Genomic DNA, 25180 nt, shown 5'->3' on the forward strand with positions numbered 1-25180 from the left:
CACCTTGAACCTCGCGAGCCGCTCGGCGCAGAAGCGCTGGATCTCCGCGGGGTCGGCGGTGGATCCGGCGCGTAGGACGACGATCGCGCGTCCCGCCTCACCCCACCGGTCGTCGGGCACGCCGATCACGGCGGCTTCGGCGACGGACGGGTGTCCGGCGAGAACCTTCTCGACCTCGGCGGGATACACGTTCTCTCCGCCGGAGATGTACATGTCCTTCACCCGGTCGACGATCGTGATGTAGCCCTCGTCGTCGATCTGGCCGACGTCGCCGGTGTGCAGCCATCCGCCCCGAAGGGTCTCGGCCGTTGCCTCGGGCCGGTTCCAATAGCCCTTCATCACGCCGGGCCCGCCGACGACGATCTCGCCGCTTCCTCCGGGCGGGACGGGCTCTCCGTTACCGTCGACCACTTGCACGTCGGCATAGAAGTACGGCCGCCCGGCCGCGCCGGCCTTACGTTCCGCGTCCTCGGGCGGGACCAGCAGGCAGTTCGGCGCGGCTTCGGTGAGACCGTAGCCCTGGATGAACCCGAGCCCGCGCTCCTGGTACCGCCGGATCAGCGGCACGGGGAGCGGCGCCCCGCCGCACAGGAACGCTCGTACCGACGAAAGATCCGCGCCCGCGAAGCCCGGATCGTCGGCCATCATCTGGTACATCGTCGGCACGCCGAGCATCGAGGTGATGCGCTGCTCCTCGATCGTTCGAAGCGTTCCCGTGGGGTCGAAGCTCGGCGCCACGACGACGGTTCCGCCGTTCCACAGCGTCGCCAGCGCGTTCGCGTTCCAGCCGCCGACGTGGAACATCGGCAGGATCACCAGCGTGCGCTCATCCTGGAAGAATCCGAATGCGAGGATCATGCACAGGTTCGTCCAGAAGAAGTTGCCGTGCGTGAGCATCGCGCCCTTGGGCTGCCCCGTGGTCCCCGACGTGTAGAAGATCGCGAGCACGTCGTCGGGCGAGACGGCGCGCGGCTCGACGACCGGATCGGCGGACCGCAGCGCCTCCTCGTACGAAGGGTCGGACCCAGAGCCGACGACGAACGCCGCCTTCAGGCCCGTTCCGCGCCGGAACTCCGCAACGAGATGCGTCCATTCCCGGCCGTAGATCAGGACCGTGCTGCCCGAGTCGTTCGCCATGAACTCGAGCTCGGCGGGCGCGAGCCGCTGAGAGAGCGGGACCAGGATGGCGCCGAGCCTCGCGCACGCGAACAGCGCCTCGACGTACTCGTTCCCATTCGCGAGCAGCGCCGCGACGCGGTCGCCGGGCCCGGCGCCGGTCGCCGCGAGGACGCCCGCGAGCCGAGCTGCTCGGTCGTCGAGCTGCGCGTAGGTGAACGACCTTTCGGCCGTCTGGATGGCGACGCGGCTGGGCGTCAACGAAGCTCGGCGCGCGAGCCAGAACCCGACGCTTTCGTACGGGAAGGTCACGCCGGGTTCCCTTCGAGCAGGAACGGCAGGTACGCGTCCACGCCGATCTGACCCCGTGCGAGCATCACGTGGCCGGTATACGTGAGCCGCATCTGGATCGATCCCGCGAGCAGCGGGCTCTCCGCGTCGATCAGCAGATAACCCGAGTCGACGAGCCCGGAGCAGTCGCAGATCGACATCCACTCCGTCGGCCCAGGACTCTCGCCGATCGAGTTCAGCTCGTCGAGCCACGGGCTTCCCGGGTCGTGTTCCTCGCAGACGTGGTTCAGGTGATGGATCGTCCCGAGCCGGCAGCCGGTCGTCCCGTGGTTCCCGCCGGCGATCATCACCGCACGCCGCACGAACGAGTACGGGTTCGAAGCCTCCGGATCGTTCCGGTGGAGGAACATGGCCTTGCGAACAAGCGTCGCACCGAGCGAATGGCCCACGACGTCGACCTGCTCGCTGCCGGTGAAGCTCATCACGGCGCGGAGGAACTCGTAGGTCTCCTCGGCGTTGATGTCGACGTACGTGGTGTAACCCGAGCCGTACGAGCCGCGCGGCGAGGCCTCGCCCGCGTAGCTGATCCCCCACAGCTCGTTCGCGCAATACCCGGCGTCTAAGAGTTTCTGGCGCACGTTGACGAGTGATCCGTCGCCGCTCTCCGCTTCGGCTCGCCAGAACCACGCGTCGCTCGTGTTCCCGTGGACGAGTACGACGGGAACACGCGGGCTATGCCCGGGGACGCACTCGCCTCCGCCCCAGCCGCCGACGTGGAGGTCCTGCCAGTGCGGCGAGGCGTCCTTGCAGAGATCTGCTTGATAGTCGATCGGGATCGCGAAACCGGCCGGGAAATCGCGCGAGGGCTCGACCGGACAGACGTCGCCCTCGACGTGTTCTGCAGCGGCCGGCACCATCGCGCCGAGTATGAGCGCGAGCATTGCCGCCGCTGCGGCCCGCTTCATCGCTTCCCGCGCTTCGGCTTCGCCCCGACCATGCGCAGCGCCAGGTCGGCGTGGATCCCGGCGACCTCCTCGGCTGCGAGCCGCCCACCGGGTACGAACCACTCCGCGATCCGGATCCCCATGTTAATGATGGCGAACGTCGTCACGACCGCGTCGTCGACCCGGAACAACTCGCGGCGGCTGCCCTCGACGATCTCTTCGTGGAACGCATCGCGCATCCGTTGCCGTGAGGCGACGATCTCTCCGCGGCCGGGCTCGAGCAGCGAGAAGATCTCGCTGTTCGCGACGTGCGCGTCCTTGCGGTACTGGGTATGGATCATCGCGTGCGCGCGCGCCAGCGCTGCGAGGCGGTCGCGCGGATCGTCGCCCGCATCCTCGAGCGCTGCGATGAGCGCGGTCTCGAGCTCCTGGTGGAGGCGCTGCACCATCGAGAACAGGATCTGATCCTTCGAGGGGTAGTGGTTGTAGAGCGCCGCCGCCGTGATGCCGAGCGCCTGCGCGATGTCGCGCATGCTCGTGCTCTTGTAGCCGCGTTCGAAGAAGAGCTCCAGAGCGGCACCCTCGATCCGCGACGCGGTCCCGCCGCCGTTCCCGTTCCCGTGCTCGGCGCCGTTGGCGGCCGCCTGCACGACGCGGAGGGGGCGCTCGGGGGTCACGGTGCCACCACCGGAAGCTCGACGTGCGAAGGCCGCGCGGGATCGTGGAACAGCTTGTTACGCTGCGGCAGCACATGCTTGGCGACCGTGGACGACTCGCCCGAGCCGGGACAGCGGTCGAAGCGCGGGAAGTCGCTCGCGCAGACCTGTAGCCGGATACGGTGACCGGCGAGGAAGAGGTACGAGGTCGACCACAGATCGACCTCGATCGGTGTCGGCTCGCCGGGGGTGAGCGGCTTCGGGTCGTAGAGGCCGTCCCGGAAACGGGCGCGCTGGATCCCGTCCATCACGTTGAAGGAGCGGCCGTCGGGGCCGACGTCGCAGAGCCTCGCCACGACGTCGGTGTCGACCGTTTCGGCCGCGATCCAGCACGAGAACCGCACCCGGCCGGTCACCTCGAGGTCCTCCGTGAGCGGCTCGGACGTGAACACGAGCACGTCCGGCCGGGCTTCGATCGGCGCCTGCTCGCGCGGCCCGCGGATGTACTGGCCGGGCATCAGCAGGGCGCCGCCGTGCGTCGGAACCGGGTTCTCCGGGTCGAGTGTGAAGTTGGACGGCTCGGAGGCCTCTGGCGGCCGCAGGGATAGAGCACCCGATGCGTGCACGTGCCAGCGCTGCGTCTTTGCGCGAGTCGGCGGCCACTCGTCCTCGTTGCGCCACCGGTTGCGTCCCATCACGAACAGCTTCACCGGCGGCTCCTCGTCGATCCCGCTCGGGATGCCCTTGAGGCGCGCGTCGAACCAGCGGCGATGCAGCCCGGTCAGATCCTCGCGGAGGTCGAGCAAGATCCCGGCGGCGCGGAAGCCGAAGTCGCGCTCGCCGACGAAGCCGGTGAACGTTGCGTGAACCCACGGACCCACGACGAGCCTCGTCAACCTCCTCGCGTCCTCGCTCCCGGCCTCGCTCCGCATCGCGACGAAGTGATCCAGGTCCGACTGCAGCAGCAGGTCGTTCCAGCCGGCGATCTGCAGAGCGGGGACGGCGATGTCGGGATGGCGATGGGCCGACGACACCTTTTCGTGGAAGGGCGTGCGGTCCTCACGCAGGACGTCACCGAGCCACGACGACAACGTGGGGCTTCGCTGCTCCATCGGCGGGAACGGGAGCAGCGGCAGGTGCTTCGCCCACGTCTCGAAGTCGTCGATGTCGTCGATCAGCGCCGGCAGCTCTTGGAAGAGCTCGGGGGAGATGCCGAGCCTGCGGATCAGGTCGTGCGGTGTGGCGGCCAGCGCCCAGCTGAGGAGCAGCCCGGTCTGGATCGCGCCTCCGCGTCTCACCTGCTGCTCGAGCATGTCGTTCGGGGACGTCGATGGCGCGATCGCGCGCAACGCCGGCGGCGCCGTCGAGGCGGCGAGCCACTGCGTGCCGGCCATGTAGGAGGCGCCGTACATGCCGACCCGTCCGTCGGACCACGGCTGCTCCGCGGCCCACTGCACCGCGTCGTGCCCGTCCTCGGCCTCGTTCGCGTACGGGACGTACTCGCCGCCCGACTGGAACCGCCCCCGGCAGTCCTGGATGACGACCGTGTACCCGAAGCTCGCGAGCTTGGTGGGGTCCGCGCATCCCCACGTGAAGGGGAAGAACGTCTTGTCGTACGGCGTGCGCTGCAGGAGCACGGGATACCGTTCGTCGTCGTCGGGCCGGTAGACGTCGGCCATCAACACGGTCCCGTCGCGCAGCGTGCACGGGACATCGCGCTCGAGGATCACACGGGTTGTCATGTCGCCTTCCTCTTACGAGTTGTCGTGCCCGCCTTCGCGCGCGGCTTCGCCGGCGCTCGCTTCTTCCCAGCCGGGGTACGCGCCGGCTTGCCGTTCGTCGCCGCGCGCCGTCCTTCGGCCGCGGCGGCCACCGAGCGTCCCAGCAGCCGTCCGATCCCGAGCAGCGACGCGACCCGTTCCTGATCGAGCGAGGCGACATCGCCGTCGTAGACGATCGTGCCCTGCTGCATGATGTGCGCGCGGTCGGCGATCCCGAGCGTGAAGGTCACGTTCTGCTCGACCATCAGGATCGTGACGCCCGACCGGTTCACCTCGCGCAGCGTCTCGAACAGCGACTGCACCGCGATCGGCGCGAGCCCGGCCGACGCCTCGTCCACGAGCACGAGCTTCGGCTCCGACATCAGCGCGCGCCCGACTGCGAGCATCGCTTGCTCGCCGCCCGACAGCGTGCCGGCCGGCTGCGACCGTCGCTTGGCGAGCACGGGGAACCGCCCCAGCACGCCGTCGAGCACCGACGCGTAGCGGCGCAGATCTCGCCGTCGGAGCACGTACGCGCCGATGCGCAGGTTCTGCTCGACGGTGAGATCGGGGAACACCTGGCGGCCTTGCGGCACGTGCGCCATGCCCAGGGCGACGCGCTTCTCCGGGGTCATCGTCGTGATGTCGACGCCTTCGAAACGGACGTGCCCCGCCCAGGCCTGCAGGACGCCGCCGACGGTCTTGAGCGTGACGCTCTTGCCGGCTCCGTTAAGACCGAGCACGGCGGCCACCTCTCCCTGGAACACGCGGAAGGAGACGCCGTGCAGAACCGGCTGAGAGCCGAACCCGGCCTCGAGGTGCTCGACCTCGAGCAGGACCGGGCGCTCGCTCAAGCCGGCACCGCCTCGCCGAAGTATGCGCCGAGCACCAGCGGGTCGCGCGCGATCTCCTCGGTCGTCCCGGACGCGAGCAGCTGGCCGAAGTTGAGCACCGAGATCTCGTCGCAGACGTCGAGCACGAGCGGGATGTTGTGCTCGATCAGGAGGACCGTGCGGCCGAGGTCGTCGCGGATGTCGCGCAGCCGCTCGGCGAGGCTCTCCGCCGCGGCGGGGGACATGCCGGCCGACGGCTCGTCCAGCAAAAGAAGATCCGGCGCGGTGACGAGCGCGCAGCCGAGCTCGACGATCCGCTGCTGCCCGTGCGACAAGCTCGCCACCGGCGTGTCGCGGTAGCGCTCGAACCCCAACGCTTCGATCGCTTGCGTCGCCCGCTCCTCGAGCTCGCGCTCGACGCGGTTCGCGCGGGGGAGCGCCAGCATCGCCTGGGTCAGCCCGTAGCCGGCCAGCAGGTGCTGCGCGAGCAAGAAGTTCTCGCGGACGGTCAGGTCTTTCGCCAGGCCGATGAGCTGAAACGTCCGCCCGATCCCGAGTCCGACGCGCTCGTGCGGCGGCCGAGTCGTGATGTCCTGCCCGAGGAAGCGGATCCGTCCTTGCTGTGGCCGGACGACGCCGGAGATCGCGTTGAAGAACGTGGTCTTGCCGGCGCCGTTCGGTCCGATGAGGCCGACGATCTTGCCCTTTGGGACGGTGAGCGACACGCCCTCGAGCGCCTGGAGCCCGCCGAACCGGACGGAGACGTCGCGCACCTCGAGCAATGGGGTTCCCGCCAGGATCGCCGGCCGCTCGGGCAAGCCGGTCGGCCGGGGCATCGACGGCAGCTTCGGCATCGACTGCTCGTGAACGGTGGCCACGACGCCCTTCTTCGTCTTGGCGCGGCGCTTCATCGCACGCTCGCGCATCGCGGCCCCGAGACCTTTGGGGTTCCGAACGACCACGTCGATCAGGAGCAGCGGGCCGATCAGCAGATCCCACCCGCGGAGCGCGGAGAGGACGCGCGGCATGAACGCGAACGCGAGCGCCGCAACCAGCACGCCGGTACGGCTGCCGAGCCCGCCGACCACGACGATGATCACGAGCAACAGCGAGAAGTTGAAGTCGAACGACACCGACGACACGAACTGGATCAGGTGCCCGTACATCGAGCCGGCGATGCCGCCCAGCGCGCCGGCGATCACGAAGGCGATCAGCTTGTAGCGGGCGACGTCGATGCCGAACGACTGGGCGACGGGCTCGTCCCACCGGATGGCGAGGAACGCGCGACCGAGCTTGGAGCGGAACAGGTTCCGGTCGAGCAGCCAGATCCCGAGCAACAGCACCAACAGCACCGACAGGTAGTCCGCGTTCTCGAGGAACGCGAAGGTCCCGGCTCGCGGCCTCGGCAGCTCGATCCCCGAGGAACCGCCGGTCAGCGGCGTCCAGCGGAAGAACGAGAACTCCATCATGAAGGCGAACCCTGCGGTGACGATCGCAAGATGCAGCCCCTTGAGCCGCAGCGCCGGGATGCCGAGCGCGAACGCGAACAGCCCTCCGGCCGCCGCCGCGACGAGCAGCCCGACGACGAACGGAGCCTGTGGCCCGCGCGCCGTCACCAGTCCGCTGGCGAACGCGCCTATGCCCAAGAACGCGCCGTGCCCGAGCGAGATCTGCCCCGCGTACCCCATCAGAACGTTGAGCGAGAGCGCGGCGGCGGCCGTGCACACCGCGATCCCGAGCTGGAGCGCGCGGGTGTCGGACAGGACGCCGGGTGCCGCCCGCCCGAGGATCGGCGGCATCGCCGCGAAGGCCACCAGCAGCAACAGGATCCGCAGGCCGCGCCGGGAGATCCTCACGCGACGGCCCTTCCCAGCATGCCTTGCGGCCGTATCACGAGCACGGCGATGATCACGAGCATGACGGCGACCGTGTCCACGCCGGGGAAGGTGCTGTCGACGAACACGTAACCGACGGTCGACTCGATGACGCCGATGGCGAGGCCGCCGGCGAACGCCCCCGGCAGGCTCGTCAGACCGCCGAGGAGCGCGGCGGCGAGGCCGGGGATGAAGAGCCTGGTCATGAGTCCGGGACTGATGACACCGACGGTCGGCACGATCAGCAGCGCGGCGAGCGCGCTGAGCGCCCCGGCCGAGACCCAGGTGAACGACGAAACGCGCGCGAGCGGGATCCCCATCAGCCGCGTCGCCGCCGAGTCCTGCGAGGCGGCCAGGACGCCGAGCCCGAAGTCGGTCCGGCGCAAGAAAACCGCGAGTGCGAGCCCGATCGCGATGACGGCTCCGAGCGCCAGCATCCGGGTGGGGCTGAAGAAGAATCCGAAGATCTGCGGGCCCAAGCCCTCGATCGGCGCGCGGAGGATCTGCGGGCTGGTGCCCCAGATCTTCAGCTCGAGGCCGGTCAGGAAGAGCAAGAGCGCGATCGAGGCGACTGTGACCCCGAGCCGTGGCGCATCGATCATCGGCCGGACCACGATCCGCTCGAAGATCCCGCCGATCACCGCACACGCGAGGATCGCGACCAGGGCCCCGGCGATCCACGGCATGCCCACCTTCTCGATCAGGAGCCAGGCGATGTAGAGGCCGAAGCCTCCCAGCTCGCCCTGGGCGAAGTTGAGAACGCGCGAGCCCTTGTAGACCAGCACGATCCCGAGCGCGAGCAGGCCGTATACCCCGCCGTTCGCGAGCCCGATGACGATCGTCTCGCCCATGGACTCGCCTCGGCTAGAAGCTGCGCTTGCAGAGGGCGATGTTGGCCCAGCCGGCGGACCCTCCGTCCATCTCGGCTCGGAAGATGTTCACGTCGAATCCGCCGACGTGTCCGTTCCGGCTGAAATCGAAGCCGCAGTCCCCGATGACGGGCTTCACGAGGTTCGCCTGCAACAGGCCGACAAGCCGGTTGCGGGTGCAATCCTTTCCGCACGCGAGGAGCATCGAGTGCATCTGTTTCCACCCGAGCCAGGTCATCCAGGTGATGTCGTCACGCCCCCCGGACGCGTACTTCTTGTGCTTCGCCTCGAACAGCTTGATCTCCGAGGCGTAAGAGGAATAGCTGCCACCCGTGTGTCCGGGACGGTAGGCCGGCCACATCGCGATCCCCTCGATCGGGATCGGGCTCACGGTGCCGCTCTTCAAGGTGCCGGTGATGAGGTTGAACGGGAAGATGACCCACTGCGGGTGGAAGCCCTGGTTCTTCGCTTGCCTGATGATCTCGATCGCGGTGAGCGCGTTCTCCCAGAGGAAGACCACCTTCACCTGGCGGTTCTTCAGCGTGCTGATCTGCGTTGAGTAGATGGTGTCGTTCTTGTCGACGGGAAGGTCGGCGGCCAGGCCGACGCCGTTCTTCGCGATCTCGTCCTTGAACGTCGCGTGCCCCGGCTCCCAGTTCTCGCTCGCCCGGTAGACCACCCCGACCTTCTTGCCCTTGTGCTGGTGCAGGACCCACTGGGCGGCGCGCCGGCCGGCGGTCTCGACGCTCGGGAAGAACGAGAAGCTGTACTTCTTGGAGAAGTCCTCGCGCGCGATGTGATGCATGTAGAGCTGGTGGTCCTGCTCGGCGAGGGTGCGAACGCCGGGGATCTGATCGAATCCGATCCCGCCGAGCATGATGAACGGCTTCCGCGCCTTGCACTCGTTGTACGCCTGGGGAACGTCGCCGGCGGTGTTCCCGTAGTTGTCGTCGGCGTAGTGCATCTCGACCTTGCGGCCGTAGATCCCGCCGAGCTCCTCGTTGACGTACCGCCAGTACGCGTTGAGGTCGTCCGCGTTGACCTGGAAAACCGCCGCGAGCGACAGCGCGGCGTGGGTGCACATCACGATCTTGTCGTTGGAGAAGCCGATCGTGTTCTCGGCCGCCGTGAACAGGTTGGGGATCGGGAACCCGGTGGGTACCGTGATACCGCCGCCGCCACCCTTCGAGCCGGAACCCTTGTTCGGAACGGCACCGGGGCTAAGACTCGGCGAAGACGATGCGCCGGGAAGGGTCGAGGTTGCCGAGGGCGACGTGGTGATGTTCACGGTGGGCGCGGCCTGGTCCTTGCGACCTGCGGCTCCGCCGCCGCTACACGCGACACCGGTCATAGCGAGCGTGACCAGCCAGATGGGTAGCTTCCGCGTCACAGCCCCGCCCCCTTGCTCGTCCGGCCCGGGGAGGAACCCGGGCAAGTCAGGTTAACAAACGTTCATATACACCGGGTTGCCTGGCTGGGTCAAGGGTTGCGGCGCCGGAACTAGGTGACAGATCGGTAGCGGCGTACCGCCAGCGGCACGAAGACCAGCAGGATGCCGGCGCACCACGCCAGGGCTTGCAGCACGAGCGACGTGGCCGGCAGCCCGAGGACCAGCGCTCGGACCGCCGAGATCACGACCGAGACGGGCTGGTTGTTAGCCCACGCTTGGAGCCAACCCGGCATCGAGTCAACAGGGACGAACGCGGACGAGGCGAAAACGAGCGGGGCGATCACGGGGAAAGCCGCGGCTTGCGCGGACTCGGGGTCGCCGGTCGCAAGGCCCAGCGACGCGAACACCCAAGAGAGCACGTACCCGAACAGCAGCACGATGAGCATCCCGAGCAGGAAGGCCGGCACGCCGCCGTGGATCCGGAACCCGACCAAGTACCCGACCGACGCCATGAGGATGGCGACGAACACGTTGCGCCCGAGGTCGGCGAGCGTGCGTCCGGTGAGGACCGCCGAGCGCGCCATCGGCAGGGAACGGAAGCGCTCCAGGAGACCGCTCTTCAGGTCGGTCGCCAGACCGACCGCGGCCCCCGTCGCTCCGAACACGACGGTCTGGACGAAGATCCCCGGCATCAGGAAGTCCACGTAGGGAACCCCGCGCACCTGGATCGCGCCGCCGAAGACGTAGCGGAACATCAGTACGAAGATAACCGGCTGGATCGTCGAGAACACGAGGAGCTGCGGCGTACGGAAGAGCGCGATCAGGTTGCGTTGTGCGACGGCGAGCGTGTCCGACACGCCCTGCGCGATGCGGCCGAGGCCCGAGGGCTCCTCGCCGGCGAGGGACTCGGTGGTCGCGCTCATGCCGCACCTCCCGCGCGAGCGCCGGGCCGCCCTCCGGTCGCCGCCGGCTCCTCCTCGGCGTGATGCCCAGTCAGAGCCAGGAACACGTCGTCCAGGCTTGGTTCGCGAACGGCGAGCGACGCCGGCGCGAGCGTTTCGCGGTCGAGGCGCCGCAGGACGTCGACGAGAACACGCGGGCCTTCACTCGAGCTCAGTCGCACGAGCGAGCCCTCCAGCTCTGGGGTGTGCGGGCCGAGGACCGCTTGCGCACGCGCAGCGGTCGACTCGTCGCCGAAGCCCATCTCGACGACGGTGTCGCCGAGCTTGCCCTTCAGCTCCGCGGGGGTCCCATCCGCGATGACGCGACCTCTGTCGATCACGGCGATGCGGTGGGCCAGCCGATCGGCCTCGTCCAGGTACTGGGTGGTGAGGAGCACGGTGGTCCCATCCGCAACGAGCTCGCGGATCATCTCCCACAGGTCGGACCGGCTGAGCGGGTCGAGCCCGGCGGTAGGCTCGTCGAGGAAGAGCACGGGCGGTCGGTGCACGAGCGCGGCAGCCAGATCGAGGCGCCGTCGCATCCCGCCCGAATAGGTTCGCACGGGTCGGTCGGCCGCGTCCGCGAGGCCGAACCGCTCGAGCAGATCGGCGCTACGCGCGCGGATCTGCTCCTTGGGGATGTGGGTGAGCTTGCCTATCAGGCGCAGGTTCTCGCGGCCCGTCAGGTTCCCGTCGACGGCGGCGAACTGGCCGGCGAGGCCGATCGACCTGCGCACCGCGCCGGCCTCTTTGACGACGTCATGCCCGAGGACCGACGCGCGTCCGCGGTCGGGATGGATGAGCGTTGTGAGGACTCGTACGGCGGTGGTCTTCCCGGCCCCGTTGGGGCCGAGTAGCCCGAAAACGGTGCCGGTGGGGACCTGCAGGCTGATCCCGTCGAGGGCGACGACGTCTCCGTACCGCTTCGCAAGATCGTCGACGACGATGGCGGTGGGTTCCATGGATGGGCACCCTATCGGAGATGTGTGAGGTGCGTTTCCGCTCTGAAGGTCAGCCGATCGTGCCGATGATCGACACCGCGGCGATCCGCCAGCCGCCGCCGCTGCGGACGAGCGAAAGCTCGATGAGGTTTTGCTCAACGCGGGGGGTGGGAAGGTCCTTGTTCTTCGTCGTGACCTCGACGAGCGCGAGCGCCTCGGCGTCGTCCCCTTCGAGCGACGTGATCGCGATCTTCAAGACCCGGCCCTTCGAGTCGGCCTGCCGCTCCTGCAACGCGGCGAGGAAGTCGGCGCCGGTGAGCGTCGTGTATTCGGTGCGGAACCGGCCCGCGGCGAGCTCCAGAACGTCCTCGCGCTGGGCGGCCAGGGTGTCGGCGTTGTAGGTCGTCAGCAACACCGCGAACCGCTGCGACGTCTGGAGCACCTCGGCTCGAGCGCTCTCCATGGGATCGGACCGAGCCAATAGCACGGCCGCAGCCAGGATAAGCGCGATGAGGATGGCGGTAGGGATGACGACGAGGATCGCCAGGGCCAGCCTGGTCTGCGAGCGCGGCGACGGCGGCAAAGGCGGAGGCCCGCCGGTACGAAACGTCTGTGCGTCTGTGTTCATCAATATCCGAGGGTGAACAGCTTCAACCACGATATCCGGTCAAGCTGCGCCCGGAGCGCCGGCGAGAGCGAGATCGTCGAGCTCGATGCCGAAGCGGAGCCGACCCCGCCGGGCCGGCAAGCGAAGTCCGTCTCCGGTTCCTCGGGAGGATCGGTGACGGAGCGCACCGGCCGGCTGCTCGGATCGTAGGTGCACGACGGCGATTCGTCGTTGGAGAGCAGGTTGAACACGAAGTACGGCGCGTCGTAGGCGGCCACCGCGTCGGTGAGGAACGGCCCGAGGTAGGTGAGCGTCTTGTCGAGATCCCCCATATGCGCGTGGGAGATCCGCACGACGTCGCCGAGGTCGGCGAGGATCTGGTTGAGCTCCTGCTTACGGTGATCGAGCAGCGCGATGATCTCTGTGCCGAGGTCGCGCGTGGCTTCGACGGTCCGCTGCACGTCGCCTTTGCGGGCGACGAGCGTCGCGAGCACGGCGCGCGCCGCTTCCTGCGCGCGGACGAAGTCCTCCCGCGTCGAGTTGAAGGAGTCTTGGATGTCGGCGCCGTCACCGATGATGCCGGCGAGCTCGTCGCGCCGATCGGCGCCGATCTGGGCGAAGGTGTCGAGTGCCAGGATCACGTTCTTGAGGTCGTCGCCGTGCCCCGTCAGGCCGGCGCCGAGCTCGTTGATGAGCGACCCCAGCGCTTGCGGATCGATCGAGCGCAGGACCGCGTCGAGCTCGCGGAGGAGGTCCTCGATCTGGATCGGGATCGAGGTGCGTTCGAGCGGGATCGTGTCCCCTTCCTCGAAGAACGGCGCGCCCACTTGTTCGGGCAGGATGTCCACGAACTGCTCGCCGACCGCGCTCTTGAAGAGCACCCGCGCGCTGGTTCCGTCGCGAGGGATCCGATGACCGGCCTCGATGATCAGCTCGATGCGGACGTTCCGGTCGGTCAGCGTCATCTCGCCCACCCGCCCGACCTGCACGCCGCGGTAGGTAACCTCCTGGTTGGTCGCGACGCCGCCGGCTGCGGAGAAGATCCCGAAGATCGAGTAGCTGCGTCCGAAGACGGTCGGCAGGACCTGGAACGCCATCACGACGATGAGCACGAGCGAGAGCACGCCGAACGCGATCGTGTTGATGACGACGCGTCGCGTGAGCCTCATCGGCCCCTCCTCATCGGACCGTTCCCCAGAGCAGCTCGGCGAGTTTCTGCAATCGCGTGACCTCTCGGAGGCCGGCGGCGTTGCTGCCGGCGCCCGATGGCCCTTCCTCGACGAGCGTCAGGACGATGTCGAGCTGGACGTAGTCCCCCGGGATCGCTTTCGGCCACAGGTCGGTGAACGAGGCGAGCGCCGTCAGCGCCAGCTCCAGGTCCCCGGTCGCGGTCATGACCTCGTCGAGGACGGTGCGCAGGTCCTTCAGCGCCGCATCCGAGTCGGCGACCGTCGCCTTGGAGTATCGGGCCAGCACCTGCGTGGCACGGTCGAGCGACCCGACGAGCCGCTCCAGGTTCCCCTGCTCGTCGGCGAGGATCGACACGGCGTCGGCGGAGGAGCCGATCACCCGGGTGATGACATCCGCGCCGGATGCCAGGGATCTGAAGGCCGTATCCAGGCTGGTGATCGCGTCGGCGAGGTCGGGCGCGCGGACGGCCATCACGCCCGAGAGGTTCCGCAGCTCGGTGAAGATCTGGCCGAGCTGCTCCTCGCGGTCCCTCACGATCGTCGCCGAAGAATGGATCACGCTCGCCAGCGCCGCCGCGTTGCCGCCGTCGAGCATGCGGCCGAGCTTTATGAACGCGTCGTCGACCCCGGGCAGCCGTCGCGTTCGCTCGACGGGGATCACATCACCGTCGCGCAGCGGCTCGGTCGAGGCCGGTTCGGCCTCCGGTGCGCGAAGGTCGACGAACTTCTCGCCGAGCAGCGACGTGGAACGAACCAATGCGATCGCGTTGCTCGGGATCTCCGCCTTCGGGTCGATCTTCAGCGTGACCCTGGCGTTGTAGCCCTCGAGCCGGATGCCGCTGACGATCCCGATCACGACGTCGGAGGACTGGACGTTGGAGAAGCGCGGCAGGTCTCCGATGTCCTTGAAGATCGCGTCCACCGAGATCTTGCCTCCGCCGCCGAGCACGCAGGCGCCGAGCGAGGTGACGGCGACGGCCGCGGCCGCGAGGCCGAGCGCGAACCGCTTCACAGTATCCACCCGAGCGCGCCGCTCAGCAGCCCGCGAACCCCGCCGGGCACCGGCGCGCCGGTCGAGGTGCCGCCCAGCGACGGCACATCGATGCGCGGGAGGAGGTTGAGCAGGTTCAACGGATCCGGTCCGGCCTTGGGCGCGGCGGGCTCGCCCGCGGGGGCGGGCCCCGCGCGCGCGGGGGGGGGGCCGCCGGCGGGGCGGCCGGCAGGTCGAGGCCGAGGACGGAGCCGCCGGTCAAGCCCAGCGCGAGGCACACCGCCGTCGGCAGCGGCGGGGGACAAGAGAACAGGTGCTCGTCGCGGACGTCGATGTGGGTCGGCGCGCCCGGCTCTCGGTGGATCGCGCCGCCGTTATGTGAGTGTTCGGCGGCGTCGGCGAGCACGTGCACCCACTCGAGCGTCCGGATGAGCGAGTCCTGGTGCGCCATGACGACCTGGGTGGTCTTGGCCAGGACGGTCAGGTCGGCCTCCAGCGCCGGCCGGTGTTCCTTGATCAGCGAACCGAGCTGCTCGGTCAGCAGCGCCGCGTTGGCGAGCGCACCGTTGAGCGCGTCCCGCTCCGAAGCGATCGCGCCGAGCGCCTGCGCCATCCGCGTGTTGAGCTGCGCGAGGTCGCCCCGTCGTTCGGCGAGCGCGGACGCGAGTCGCGCGAGATGGCCGACGATCGCGTCGACCTCGGTCGCGTTGGAGACCACCGAGCCGGCGAGCTCGCCGCCGCCGTCGAGCAGCCGCGCGAAGTCGTCGCCGGACCCGGCCAGCGCGGCCGCGAGATTTTGCACAGCCTCGCCGATCGACTCGGGGTTGTCGGCGGTTCCCGCCTCGACCGCGTCGAGCAGCTTCTTTAGCTGCGCCAGCACGTCGTCGAGCTCCGCGGGGATCGCGGTCCGCTCGATCCCGATCACGTCGCCGTTTCCCAGTCTCGGACCCGACTCGTACACCGGCGTCAGCTGGACGTAGCGGTCGGCGATCAGCGAGATCGGCACGATCACGGCTTTGACGTCGGCCGGGATCTTGCGACGCGCGTCGAGGCGCATCACGACGGCGACGGTGTCGCCCTGCGGCTCGACCGATTCCACGCGCCCGATCGAGACGCCGAGGACGCGTACGTGGGACTGCACGAACAGGCCGATCGTCTTCGGGAAGATGGCCGTGACCCGGACCTGCTCGTTGCGCTCGCGCGGGAAGGCGATCGCGAGCGTGCCGCCGGCGAACGACAGGGCGATCGCGAGGGCGAGCAGCCGGATGCGCGTCGCCCGGATCACGGTCGCACCCCTCCGCGCATCGACGTGCCGCTGCCCGCGCTCGCCGATCCCGAGCCCGTCAGGTTGCCGCAGTCAACCGGCCCGTTCGGGCCACCGGCCGTGCCGGTTCCGATGTCGATCTCCCCCGGAAGCGGCGACGGGAGAAGGGAGGCACGGAGCGCCATGGTGCAGATGCTCGCCCAGCGGCCGTTCCACGCGATGCGCGCGAAGGCCTCGGTCGATGGGCCGAGCACTCGCAGGGCTTCCTCCACCTGGCCCAAGCTGGCGTCGACGATCTTCAACGTTGCGTGCAGGTCGTTCAGGATCGAGTCGAGCTCCGGTCGCTTCTCCTTCAGTAAGCCGCCGAGCTGGACGGCGAGAAGCTCGGTATTCCGGAGCAGGCTCTGCACGGTCGACCGCCGGCGGGCGAGCACTTCCATCACTGCGTTGGTGTGCTGCAGGATCGCCTGGATCTCCGGCGCCGACTCGTCCAGCGACTCCAAGACTTCGCGGCCCTTCTGGATCACGGTGTCGATCGCTTCCCGCTTTCCGGCCAGCGTTCCGAGCACGTCGGCCGCGCCTTCCACCGTGCGGGCCAGGTTCCGGTTCGGGTCCACCGTCAGGTCGGCGAGCGCGTCGAACGCGTCGTTGAGCTGCGCGCCGTCGACGTCGGTCAGGAGATCCACGGCGGCGTTGGCGATCTGGTAGATCTCGAACGGGATCGACGTTTGCGCGAGCGGGATGCGGCTGCCGTCCTCGTACGGCTCGGCGTCGCCGGTCGCATAGATCGTCACGAACTTCGTTCCGAGGATCGTCTTGAGCGAGATCTCCGCCTTCGAATCCCGCGGGATGTCTACGCCGTCGTTGATGTCCATCGAGACGATCACGCGGTCGGCCGCCAGCTTGACGTCGGTCACGCGGCCGACCTTGATGCCCGCGACCCGCACCTCGTTGTCGGGGCCCAGCCCGGCGGCGTCGGCGAACTCGGCGGTGAGCGCGTAGGTGTTGGAGACGAAGGGCAGCTTCTTCAAGTAGAAGGTGAGCAACAGCAAGCCCGCGAGGACGGCGATCGACGCGACGCCGATCCGGATCGGGTTGCGTTCGCGGAACGACCTCATCGCACGCCCCTCGTCGTTCCGGCGAAGAGGGTGTCGATGCCCCGCTCCTCGGAGATCTGCGAGGCGCCGGCGCTGCTGCCGTTGTCGCAGGTGGGGGACAGCTCCCGCACGCACAGCGCGTAGACGTAGAGGTTGCCCCACTCGCCGAAGGACATCGCCCGCAGCGTCGCGCGGAGCTGGTCGTCGAGGTGGTTCAGGACCTGGGTCAGATCGACCCGATGCTCGAGCACGATCTGGAGCACCTCGGCGAGGTCGTCGATGTCCTGCTCCAGCGAGGCGCGGTTGTTCTTGATCAGGCGGCCGAGATCTCCGGTCACCGTGTTCAGATTGGTCAGGACCCGGTCGAGCTCGCCGGAGTTGCCGGCGAGGGTCTCGCTCACGCTCGCCAGCGACGCCAGCAGCCGCTGGAGCTGTTCACGCTCGCCGGCCGCCGCCGTGGCGACCGTAGCGACGTTGGAGATCAAGGAGCCGAGCTCCGCGCCCTTGCCCGAGAGCGCGCCGAAGAACGTCGCGGTGTCGGCGAGCACGGCGTCGATGTCGTCCTTGTGGTTGGCGAAGCTCACGACCAGCGCCTTCGACAACGTGTTCAGGTCCGATGCGTTGAATCCGGTAAGCAGCGGCTTGAGGTTGTTGAAGACCTTGTCGAGATCGAGCGGGCCCTGGGTCTGCTCGAGCGGGATCCGTTCGTTCTCCTCGAGGTAGGGCGGCTGCCCCTCGCCGGGGTCGAGGTTCACGACCCGCAGGCCGATCAGGTTCCGGTACCGCACCTCGACCGTCGTCGTCCTCGGCAGCTTGACGCCCGAGTCGATGGACAACTCGACGACCGCGAGCCCCTTCTCGACCTTCGCTCCTTTGACCTTGCCGATCGTGACGCCCGCGAGCGTGACCGGATCCGCCTTGAGGAGGCCGGTGACGTCGTCGAACACCGCGGCCACCGAGTACCGGGAGCGGAAGGGCGAGAAGTTCCCGATGACCGACGCCAGCATGATCGTCACGGCGCCGGTGAACGCGGCGAAGATGAAGAGCTTGATCGCGGCCGACCGGAACTTCACAGCAGCGCCTCCGGGATCAGACCGCGCGCGTCGCGGATCGGCCGGTGCAGCAGCGTCGCGAGCGGGCTCGGCGCCGTGCCGAAGGGAAGTCCGAGCAGCTGGCGCAGCTGCGCCGTGTACGCGGCGGCCGCGACGGCGGAACCGCCCGGCATCGGCTGCTCGGGACCGTACCCGCCTGGGGCCCGGTTCTTCTCGGCGGTCAGCGCCCAGACTTGCCAGCACGTCGATCCGGCGAGCTCCGGGTGCGCTTCGCCGACGCTCACGCCGTCGGCGTTCTCGCACGGCGAGCTGAGGTTCGTGACCCACGACTGCGTGAATCGCTTCAGCGCCGCGATGGCCGCCGGCAGCTCGGACGCGTGCGACGCGACGAGGTCCAGGACGTCGGCGCCCTTGACCGACAGGTCGACCAGATCCGTGTACCGGTCCTCGACCAGGGCCGCGGCGACGTCGAGCCAGTCCGGCGCGTCGTTGAGCACCCTGCGGAGATCGTCGGCGTTCTCGATCAGCGCCCGCGCAAGGATGTCCAGGTCGGACAGCGCCGCGAGGAAGTCCGGTGTCGCGCGCGCGAGCGCGTCCGATCCTTCGTCCACCCCCGCGAGAAGCCGGTCGAGGTCGTCGCGGCTCGCGCCGAGCGTGGTGAGCAGCGCGAGGGTGTTGTCGATCGCGCGGCGAGCCTCGTCCTCCTGGCCGGTCAGCCCCTCGGCGAGCGCGCCGATAGAACCGCCGAGAGCACCGGGATCCACGGCGTCGAGGAGCGGCTGCAATGAGTCGAGGACCTCCTCGATCTCCAGCGGCGGGATGGTGCGGCTCTCCGGGATCACATCGCCGGGCTCGAGCAGCGTCCCGCTCGGCTTGGGCGGGTCGATCAGCTCGACGTACTTCTCACCGAAGAGCGTCTTGCCGCGGATCGACGCCGACACATCGGCGGGGATCCGATGTCTCGGCTGCAACGTGAGCGTGACGACCGCAGCGCCGTTGATGTGCTTCTCGATCTCGTGGATCTGTCCGACGAGCACGCCGCGCAGCTTCACGTCTCCGGTGACGCGGAGGAGTTGCCCGACGTGATCGAACGTGACCTCCACCTGGAACGGCCCGCCGGTTCGGCCGCCCAGCCCGTTGATCGCGTACATGCCGAAAGCGCCCGTCGCCGCGAGCGTGATCAAGCCCAGCAGGATGTTCTTGCGGCGGCTCATCCGGCGATCCGGACGGTGTCGCGCACGCCCCACATCAAGGCCGACAGCGCGAAGTTGACGATGTTGATGGTGACGATGCTCGTACGGATCGCTCGCCCGACGGCGACACCGACCCCGACGGGGCCACCGCTCGCGTTGTAGCCGTAGTAGCAGTGGATCAGGGCGACCAACCCGGCGAACACCCAGGCTTTGGTGAGCGAGTACAGCACGTCGATCGGCGGAAGGAAGAGGTTGAAGTAGTGGCTGAACGTCCCGGCCGACAGGCCTTGCAGGCGGACGACGGCGAGCTCGGTCGCGAGGTAGGACGCGAACAGGGAGATCAGGTAGAGGGGTGTGATCGCGATGAGCGCCGCGACGACGCGGCTCGAGACGAGGTAACGGCGCGTCGGCATGGCCATGACCTCGAGGGCGTCGATCTCGTCGTTGATCCGCATGGCGCCGAGCTCCGCGGTGTAGCCCGCGCCGACCTGCGCGGCCAGCGTCACGCCGGCGATGATCGGCGTGATCTCGCGGGTGTTGCCGAACGCCGACACGAATCCCGAGAACGACTCGGCGCCGATCAGCTCGAGCCCCTTGAAACCTTCGATGCCGACCAGGCCACCCGTGATGAACGACATGAAGAAGATCACGCCGCCGGTCCCGGCGCCGACGATCAGCGCGCCCGATCCCCAGGTGATATCGCCGACCAGACGCAGCACCTCACCCGGGTGGCGGGGGACCACCAGGACGCAGTCGGCGATCACCCGTCCGAAGAACGACATCTGCTTGCCGAGCGCCTCGAGGCCGCCGGTGACGCGCCGCAACAGGTACCTGCCGAACGAAAGGGGGTTGGGGAGGGCGCGCTCGGCGACGGCCATCGCTCAGGCCAGCTTCTGAGGGATGAGCTGGAAGTAGAGGAGCGTGAAGATGATGTTCACGAAGAAGATGAGCATGAAGGTGAGCACGACGCCGCGGTTGACCGCGTCGCCGACACCCTTCGGGCCGCCTTTGGCGCTGAGCCCCATATGGACGGCGACCATCGCCGCGACGAGCCCGAACATCGCCGCTTTGATCAGCGCGAAGTAGAGGTCCCACGGCTGGGCTAAGAGGTTGAACGAGTTTATGTAAGCCCCGGCCGTTCCTCCTTGCAGCAGCACGTTGAAGAGGAACCCGCCGCCGATGCCGGCCACGCTCACGAACCCGTTCAACAGGACGGCGACGAACATCATGGCCCAGATGCGCGGCACGACCAGACGGTGCACCGTGTCGACGCCGAGGACCTCCATCGCGTCGATCTCCTCCCGGATCTTGCGCGATCCGAGGTCGGCGGTCATCGCCGAGCCGCCGGCGCCGGCGATGAGCAGCGCGGTGGCGATCGGCGCCGCCTCGCGCACGACGGCGAGCACCATCGCAGCGCCGGTCTGCGAGTGCGCGCCGAGCTGCCGCGCCACACCCCCGACCTGGAGCGCCGTCACCATGCCGAACGCGAGCGACACCAGGATGACCGGGATGATCGACACGCTCGCGATGAACCACGACACGCGCACGAACTCCTCGAAGGGAACCGGGCGGCGGAACATCACGCGGAACGCGTCGAGGGTGAGCGCGAACATGCGCCCGGTCTCGGTCATCAAGCCCTGCAGCTTGCGGAAGCCCGGGATCCCGCCGCCCCCGCCGAACAGGCCTGTTGCGCGCGCCATCAGGAACCGTCCCCGCCGCCGGCTTCGCCGGGCCGGTCCTTCTCCTCGCTCATGCCGATCGGTCCCTCGGTTGCCCCGGCGAGGAACTGCTTCACCACGGGGTTCTCCGAATCGAACATGTCCTGGGCCGGACCGAACGAGACCAGCTTTCGGCGGAACAGCAGTCCGATGTAGTCGGCGATCTGTCGCGCGCTCGGGATGTGATGCGTGACGATGATCATCGTCGCGCCCAGCTTGTCCTTGAGGTCGAGCACGAGTTCGTTGAGGAACGCGGTGCGCACCGGATCCAGGCCCGAGTCGGGCTCGTCGAACAAGATGATCTCCGGCTCGAGCACGAGCGCCCGCGCGAGCCCGGCGCGCTTGCGCATGCCGCCGGAGATCTCGCCGGGAAGCTTGCGCTCCGCGCCGATCAGCCCGACGAGCTCGAGCTTGCTCATCACGATCTTGCGGATCTCGCCTTCGGATCTCTTGGTGTGCTCGCGGAGCGGGAACGCCGTGTTGTCGTAAAGCGACATCGATCCGAAGAGCGCACCGTCTTGGAACAGCACGCCGAACTTCTTGCGCACGTCGTACAGGGCGCGTTCCCGCAGCGCCGGGATGTTCTGGCCGTCCACCCAGACCTCGCCGCGGTCGGGCCTGAGCAGACCCACGAGGTGTTTCAGGAAGACGCTCTTTCCCGTCCCCGAGGGCCCGAGCACGATCGTGACGAGGCCTTTCGGGATCTCCATCGACACGTCTTCGAAGATCGTCTGGGGCCCGAAGGACTTGGTGAGCCCGCGGATGCTGATCGCCGCGTCGATCTGTACCGGTGCGGCGTCGACCTTCTTGACCCTGCGTACCTCTACTGCTCGCGCCATCTCACCCCATCCGAAAGGGAGATTTCCGCCACCCGGCGTGAGGCCTCAGTCTCGTTCGTGGTGTTCCGAACCGTCAAGGCACACCCATCGGCGGGGGCTGGACGGGGACGAGGAACGACGGTTATCGTCGGCCGGTGAGCTACCGACGCATCCTCGTCGGCACCGACGGCTCCGCGCCGTCGCTGAAGAGCGTCCGGGAGGCCGCTCGCCTTGCGAAGTCCTTCGGCGCCGAGCTCCTCGTCGTGTGCGCGTACGGCGCGCTCGACCAAGGCACAGTGAACCGCTGGCGGGAGGAGGCGCCCGAGGAGATCTCGTGGCGTTTCACCCCTTCGACGATCGCCGACGAGGCGATCGCGAAGGGCGAGACGGCGGCCGCCGAGGAGGGGGTCGAAGCGCGGATGCTCACGGAACAGGGTGAGGCCGCGGAGGCGCTCATCCAGGTCGCCGAGCACGAGGACGCGGATCTCATCGTCGTCGGAAACCGCGGCATGACCGGCCCGACCCGATTCCTGCTCGGCAGCGTCCCCAACAAGGTCTCGCACAACGCGCCCTGCGACGTCCTCATCATCAAGACGTTCCCGTGACGTGACATGACGACCGTATGGGTGGTGCTGATCGTGCTCTCCACCGCCTACGTCGCGCTCGCGTTGTACGGCAAGTACCGCAAGCTCAAGGACGACTATCACGAAGCCGTCGAGGACGAGATCCGGCGTCGCGAGCAGGGCACACCCCCGGTTTGACCGGTACCATTACGAACTGTTACAGTCTACGATGATGAAGTCGTCGCGGTCCATCCAGCCCCCGATCTCTCCCTCGGATCTCGAGCGCTTCCGCGAGGTTCAGCAGCTCGCCTACACATGCGTCGGCGAGGTGGGAGCCGCGCTGCGCCCGGGGATCACGGAGCGCCAGGCCGCCGGACGGATCCGGCGCTGGCTCCTCGACAATGGAGTGGAGGACTGGTTCCACACGCCGTTCGCGTGGTTCGGCGATCGCACGACGCTCAAAGGGATGCGGAACCCCTTCAAGTTCTTCCCGTCCACCCGCAAGCTCGAGGAGGGGATGCCCTACATCCTCGACGTCGCGCCGGTGATGGGCGGCTACACGTCAGACATCGGCTACGCGGGGTGTCTCGGCGCCAACGCGATCTGGGACCGGATGATGGACGACCTCGCCGAGTACCGGACGCTGATCCTCGAGCAGGTCCGCGAGCGCCGGCCGTTCTCCGAGATCTACGAGGCCGTCGATGTGCTCGCCGCCAAGCACGGCTACGAGCCCGCCCATCACGTCTACCCGGGGAAGGTCCTCGCGCACCAAGTCTGGCACGTGCGGAATCCCGGGCCGAAGACGATCGTCGCGGGGTTCGGAAACCGGAGTCTGCGGCTGCTCGGGCAGAGCCTCGCCGAAGGGCTGCGTGAGGGCTGGTCCCCGCTGTGGGCCGGCGGACACCGCTCGGACCACGAGCCCGTCCCCGGCATGTGGGCGGTCGAGCCGCACCTCGGCTTCCGCGGCGTCGGCGTGAAGTTCGAGGAGCTGATGGTGGTCACCGACGACGACGCGTTCTGGCTCGACGACGACCTGCCGCACGTGCGGCGCTGGATGGTGCCGACCCATGAGGAAACCGCAAGAGCTTGACCGCGAGGTAGAGCAGAGCGTCGCCGACAAGCGGTCGTACGAACGACTCATCGACCGGCTTTCCCTCGCCTCCGTCGACAAGCACTACGAGCCCTACATCGACATCGACTGGGACGCGCCCGAGATGTCGATCGATCCGAACGACGAGCGCTGGGTGCTGCCGCCGATCGATCCGCTGGGCGGACATCCCTGGTACCAAGGCCAGCCCCCTGACATCCGTGCGCAGATCGGACTCTGGCGTGTGGCGACCGCGATGAAGATCGGTGTGCAGTTCGAGAATCTCCTGAAGCGGGGTTTGCTTTCGTACGCGCTGCCGCTCCCGAACGGCTCCAGCGAGTTCCGGTACGTGTACCACGAGGTGATCGAGGAAGGTCACCACGGGATGATGTTCCAGGAGTTCGTGAACCGGACCGGAATGCCGATCCCCGGCTTGCCCAAGGGATTGAGCCTGATCGCCCCCGCCGTCGTGCCGCTCGGCCGCTGGTTCCCCGGACTGTTCTTCTTCTTCGTTCTCGGCGGCGAGGATCCGATCGACCACGTGCAGCGCAAGATGATCGCTCGCGGCGACGTGCTTCATCCGCTCGTCGAGCGCATCATCCGCATCCACGTCGCCGAGGAGGCCCGGCACCTGAGCTTCGCGCGCCACTACCTCCGCCGGAGGATCCCGCGTGTCGGCTGGATCCGCCGGCAGATCGTCGGCATCGCGATCCCGATGATCCTCGGCATCATGGCGCGTCAGATGCTCGCGCCGTCGCCGGCGATGATCCGGCGCTTCAAGATCCCGAGCGAGGTCATCGACGAGGTCTACCGCAACAACCCCGATGCCCGCGCCGAGGTGAGCGCGTCGCTCGACAAGGTGCGGAGCCTCGCGTACGAGCTGAAGCTCATCAACCGGCTCAACCGACCGATCTGGAAGGCGTTCCACATCTGGAAGCCGCCGGCGGGATCGGCGGCGTGACGACCGAGCGGAGGGTCGACTCCCGCGGCGTCTCGCTCGCCGTCCGCGAGCACGGGGACGACACCGCTCCAACCGTCGTGCTCGTGCACGGCTTCCCCGATACCTCCCGCGTGTGGGACGAAGTCGTCGAGCGTCTGCAGGCCCGGTATCACGTCGTCACTTACGACGTCCGTGGGGCCGGCGACTCGAGCGCCCCGCGCGGCCCGCGCGGCTACGCGCTGGAACGGCTGGCGGAGGACCTCGCTGCGGTGATCGACGCCGTCAGCCCCGGCCGGCCGGTGCACGTCGTCGGCCACGACTGGGGAAGCATCCAGTCATGGGAGGCGGTCACGACGCCGGCGATCGCGGCGCGGATCGCATCGTTCACCACGATCTCGGGTCCGAGCCTGGATCACGTCAAGTCGTGGGTCCGCCGGCGGCTGCGGTCCGGCCGCTTCGGCGAGCTCGCGAGGCAAGGGATTCGCTCGTGGTACGTGTGGGCGTTCCACGGACCGCTGGCACGACTCGCGATGCGCCACGGCTTCCCGAGACGGTTCCCGGGATACCTGCGACGGTTCGAGCGGGTGCAGCTCCGTGAGGGTCATCCGGCTGCGACCCTCGGCTCGGACGCCGGGCGCGGTGTATCGATGTATCGAACGAACCTCTTCCCGCGCGTGCGCGCGTCACGGGACGGGCACACCAACGTCCCCGTCCAGGTGATCGTCCCGACGCGAGACGCGTACGTCACTCCCGCACTGCTCGACGATCTCGACGCGTTCGCGCCGAAGCTGTGGCGTCGCCGCGTCGGCGCGCAGCACTGGGTACCGCGAACGCACCCCGACGTCGTCGCGCGCATGGTGCAGGAGTTCGTCGATCACATCGAGGGAGCGCCTGCGTCCCGGGCGCTCCGGCGTGCGCGATCGGGCGTGAGCCGCAAGCCGTTCGCCGACCACCTCGTCGTCGTGACCGGTGCGGGCAGCGGCATCGGCCGTGCGACGGCGCTGGCGTTCGCGGAGCGCGGCGCGGAGGTCGTCGCCGCGGACAT

25 protein-coding genes and 1 pseudogene are annotated in these 25180 nt (G+C 68.6%); 5 read left to right on the forward strand and 21 right to left on the reverse strand.

Annotation, left to right across the window (positions count from 1 at the left end):
- The 21 genes and pseudogenes from WEB06_04375 to WEB06_04475 all read right to left on the reverse strand — a co-directional run.
- The coding region (locus WEB06_04375) for a long-chain fatty acid--CoA ligase (protein ID MEX2554849.1) at positions 1 to 1428 on the reverse strand (1428 nt) is incomplete at its 3' end.
- Positions 1425 to 2372: an alpha/beta fold hydrolase gene (locus WEB06_04380; GenBank protein MEX2554850.1), complete on the reverse strand. Its 948-nt coding sequence runs from the start codon at positions 2370 to 2372 to the stop codon at positions 1425 to 1427. The genes WEB06_04380 and WEB06_04375, both read right to left, overlap by 4 nt.
- Positions 2369 to 3028, reverse strand: coding sequence for a TetR/AcrR family transcriptional regulator (locus WEB06_04385; protein MEX2554851.1), 660 nt, complete (start codon positions 3026 to 3028; stop codon positions 2369 to 2371). Before WEB06_04385 ends, WEB06_04380 begins: the two co-directional genes overlap by 4 nt.
- Positions 3025 to 4749, reverse strand: coding sequence for a CocE/NonD family hydrolase (locus WEB06_04390; GenBank protein ID MEX2554852.1), 1725 nt, complete (start codon positions 4747 to 4749; stop codon positions 3025 to 3027). The genes WEB06_04385 and WEB06_04390 overlap by 4 nt, the downstream gene beginning before the upstream one ends.
- On the reverse strand, positions 4746 to 5621 hold the full coding sequence (locus tag WEB06_04395; protein ID MEX2554853.1) for an ABC transporter ATP-binding protein: 876 nt from the start codon (positions 5619 to 5621) through the stop codon (positions 4746 to 4748). The genes WEB06_04390 and WEB06_04395 overlap by 4 nt, the downstream gene beginning before the upstream one ends.
- Positions 5618 to 7456: a branched-chain amino acid ABC transporter ATP-binding protein/permease gene (locus tag WEB06_04400; GenBank protein ID MEX2554854.1), complete on the reverse strand. Its 1839-nt coding sequence runs from the start codon at positions 7454 to 7456 to the stop codon at positions 5618 to 5620. The genes WEB06_04395 and WEB06_04400 overlap by 4 nt, the downstream gene beginning before the upstream one ends.
- Positions 7453 to 8325 carry a branched-chain amino acid ABC transporter permease gene (locus WEB06_04405; protein ID MEX2554855.1) on the reverse strand — a complete coding sequence of 291 codons (873 nt, stop codon included), beginning with the start codon at positions 8323 to 8325 and terminating at the stop codon, positions 7453 to 7455. Before WEB06_04405 ends, WEB06_04400 begins: the two co-directional genes overlap by 4 nt.
- A gap of 13 nt (positions 8326 to 8338) precedes the next feature.
- On the reverse strand, positions 8339 to 9733 hold the full coding sequence (locus tag WEB06_04410) for an ABC transporter substrate-binding protein (GenBank protein MEX2554856.1): 1395 nt from the start codon (positions 9731 to 9733) through the stop codon (positions 8339 to 8341).
- Positions 9734 to 9843: 110 nt separating this feature from the next.
- Positions 9844 to 10656 carry an ABC transporter permease gene (locus tag WEB06_04415; GenBank protein ID MEX2554857.1) on the reverse strand — a complete coding sequence of 271 codons (813 nt, stop codon included), beginning with the start codon at positions 10654 to 10656 and terminating at the stop codon, positions 9844 to 9846.
- Positions 10653 to 11636 carry an ATP-binding cassette domain-containing protein gene (locus tag WEB06_04420; protein MEX2554858.1) on the reverse strand — a complete coding sequence of 328 codons (984 nt, stop codon included), beginning with the start codon at positions 11634 to 11636 and terminating at the stop codon, positions 10653 to 10655. Before WEB06_04420 ends, WEB06_04415 begins: the two co-directional genes overlap by 4 nt.
- A gap of 49 nt (positions 11637 to 11685) precedes the next feature.
- Entirely contained in the window at positions 11686 to 12243 is a 558-nt protein-coding gene (locus WEB06_04425; GenBank protein MEX2554859.1) for a hypothetical protein, read from the reverse strand.
- The gene (locus tag WEB06_04430) at positions 12243 to 13391 is read right to left on the reverse strand and encodes an MCE family protein (protein MEX2554860.1); all 1149 of its coding nucleotides are present in this window, start codon (positions 13389 to 13391) and stop codon (positions 12243 to 12245) included. The genes WEB06_04425 and WEB06_04430 overlap by 1 nt, the downstream gene beginning before the upstream one ends.
- Positions 13392 to 13401: 10 nt before the next feature.
- Positions 13402 to 14433 (reverse strand): MCE family protein, encoded by a 1032-nt coding sequence (locus tag WEB06_04435; protein ID MEX2554861.1) that lies wholly within the window; start codon positions 14431 to 14433, stop codon positions 13402 to 13404.
- Positions 14421 to 14543, reverse strand: coding sequence for a hypothetical protein (locus WEB06_04440; protein ID MEX2554862.1), 123 nt, complete (start codon positions 14541 to 14543; stop codon positions 14421 to 14423). Before WEB06_04440 ends, WEB06_04435 begins: the two co-directional genes overlap by 13 nt.
- Positions 14540 to 15688 carry an MCE family protein gene (locus tag WEB06_04445; protein MEX2554863.1) on the reverse strand — a complete coding sequence of 383 codons (1149 nt, stop codon included), beginning with the start codon at positions 15686 to 15688 and terminating at the stop codon, positions 14540 to 14542. The genes WEB06_04440 and WEB06_04445 overlap by 4 nt, the downstream gene beginning before the upstream one ends.
- A complete protein-coding gene (locus tag WEB06_04450; GenBank protein ID MEX2554864.1) occupies positions 15685 to 16785 on the reverse strand; it encodes an MlaD family protein in 1101 nt (366 codons plus the stop codon). Before WEB06_04450 ends, WEB06_04445 begins: the two co-directional genes overlap by 4 nt.
- Entirely contained in the window at positions 16782 to 17837 is a 1056-nt protein-coding gene (locus WEB06_04455) for an MlaD family protein (GenBank protein MEX2554865.1), read from the reverse strand. Before WEB06_04455 ends, WEB06_04450 begins: the two co-directional genes overlap by 4 nt.
- Positions 17834 to 19030, reverse strand: coding sequence for an MlaD family protein (locus WEB06_04460; protein ID MEX2554866.1), 1197 nt, complete (start codon positions 19028 to 19030; stop codon positions 17834 to 17836). Before WEB06_04460 ends, WEB06_04455 begins: the two co-directional genes overlap by 4 nt.
- Positions 19027 to 19887 (reverse strand): ABC transporter permease, encoded by an 861-nt coding sequence (locus tag WEB06_04465; GenBank protein MEX2554867.1) that lies wholly within the window; start codon positions 19885 to 19887, stop codon positions 19027 to 19029. The genes WEB06_04460 and WEB06_04465 overlap by 4 nt, the downstream gene beginning before the upstream one ends.
- 3 nt (positions 19888 to 19890) lie before the next feature.
- Positions 19891 to 20640: an ABC transporter permease gene (locus WEB06_04470; GenBank protein ID MEX2554868.1), complete on the reverse strand. Its 750-nt coding sequence runs from the start codon at positions 20638 to 20640 to the stop codon at positions 19891 to 19893.
- A 104-nt stretch (positions 20641 to 20744) separates the two neighbouring features.
- Positions 20745 to 21509, reverse strand: a pseudogene (locus WEB06_04475) (ABC transporter ATP-binding protein).
- A gap of 191 nt (positions 21510 to 21700) precedes the next feature.
- On the opposite strand from WEB06_04475, the gene WEB06_04480 reads away from it, so the two are divergent.
- From WEB06_04480 to WEB06_04500, 5 genes are all read left to right on the forward strand, one after another.
- Positions 21701 to 22150, forward strand: coding sequence for a universal stress protein (locus WEB06_04480; protein ID MEX2554869.1), 450 nt, complete (start codon positions 21701 to 21703; stop codon positions 22148 to 22150).
- Positions 22151 to 22156: 6 nt separating this feature from the next.
- Complete coding sequence (locus tag WEB06_04485; protein MEX2554870.1) at positions 22157 to 22306, forward strand: hypothetical protein; 150 nt, start codon at positions 22157 to 22159, stop codon at positions 22304 to 22306.
- A gap of 34 nt (positions 22307 to 22340) precedes the next feature.
- The gene (locus WEB06_04490) at positions 22341 to 23198 is read left to right on the forward strand and encodes a M24 family metallopeptidase (protein ID MEX2554871.1); all 858 of its coding nucleotides are present in this window, start codon (positions 22341 to 22343) and stop codon (positions 23196 to 23198) included.
- On the forward strand, positions 23176 to 24156 hold the full coding sequence (locus WEB06_04495) for a diiron oxygenase (protein MEX2554872.1): 981 nt from the start codon (positions 23176 to 23178) through the stop codon (positions 24154 to 24156). Before WEB06_04490 ends, WEB06_04495 begins: the two co-directional genes overlap by 23 nt.
- A partial coding sequence (locus tag WEB06_04500; GenBank protein ID MEX2554873.1) for an alpha/beta fold hydrolase occupies positions 24153 to 25180 on the forward strand: 1028 nt, incomplete at its 3' end. The genes WEB06_04495 and WEB06_04500, both read left to right, overlap by 4 nt.

Source organism: Actinomycetota bacterium (genome assembly GCA_040905475.1).
Taxonomy (GTDB): domain Bacteria; phylum Actinomycetota; class AC-67; order AC-67; family AC-67; genus DATFGK01.

Excerpts from the sequence above, each read along its gene's own strand:
- WEB06_04380 (MEX2554850.1), bottom strand. The coding sequence starts at position 2,372 with ATGAAGCGGGCCGCAGCGGCGGCAATGCTCGCGCTCATACTCGGCGCG.
- WEB06_04390 (MEX2554852.1), bottom strand. The coding sequence starts at position 4,749 with ATGACAACCCGTGTGATCCTCGAGCGCGATGTCCCGTGCACGCTGCGC.
- WEB06_04405 (MEX2554855.1), bottom strand. The coding sequence starts at position 8,325 with ATGGGCGAGACGATCGTCATCGGGCTCGCGAACGGCGGGGTATACGGC.
- WEB06_04415 (MEX2554857.1), bottom strand. The coding sequence starts at position 10,656 with ATGAGCGCGACCACCGAGTCCCTCGCCGGCGAGGAGCCCTCGGGCCTC.
- WEB06_04420 (MEX2554858.1), bottom strand. The coding sequence starts at position 11,636 with ATGGAACCCACCGCCATCGTCGTCGACGATCTTGCGAAGCGGTACGGA.
- WEB06_04425 (MEX2554859.1), bottom strand. The coding sequence starts at position 12,243 with ATGAACACAGACGCACAGACGTTTCGTACCGGCGGGCCTCCGCCTTTG.
- WEB06_04430 (MEX2554860.1), bottom strand. The coding sequence starts at position 13,391 with ATGAGGCTCACGCGACGCGTCGTCATCAACACGATCGCGTTCGGCGTG.
- WEB06_04450 (MEX2554864.1), bottom strand. The coding sequence starts at position 16,785 with ATGAGGTCGTTCCGCGAACGCAACCCGATCCGGATCGGCGTCGCGTCG.
- WEB06_04460 (MEX2554866.1), bottom strand. The coding sequence starts at position 19,030 with ATGAGCCGCCGCAAGAACATCCTGCTGGGCTTGATCACGCTCGCGGCG.
- WEB06_04465 (MEX2554867.1), bottom strand. The coding sequence starts at position 19,887 with ATGGCCGTCGCCGAGCGCGCCCTCCCCAACCCCCTTTCGTTCGGCAGG.
- WEB06_04470 (MEX2554868.1), bottom strand. The coding sequence starts at position 20,640 with ATGACCGAGACCGGGCGCATGTTCGCGCTCACCCTCGACGCGTTCCGC.
- WEB06_04485 (MEX2554870.1), top strand. The coding sequence starts at position 22,157 with ATGACGACCGTATGGGTGGTGCTGATCGTGCTCTCCACCGCCTACGTC.
- WEB06_04490 (MEX2554871.1), top strand. The coding sequence starts at position 22,341 with ATGAAGTCGTCGCGGTCCATCCAGCCCCCGATCTCTCCCTCGGATCTC.
- WEB06_04495 (MEX2554872.1), top strand. The coding sequence starts at position 23,176 with ATGAGGAAACCGCAAGAGCTTGACCGCGAGGTAGAGCAGAGCGTCGCC.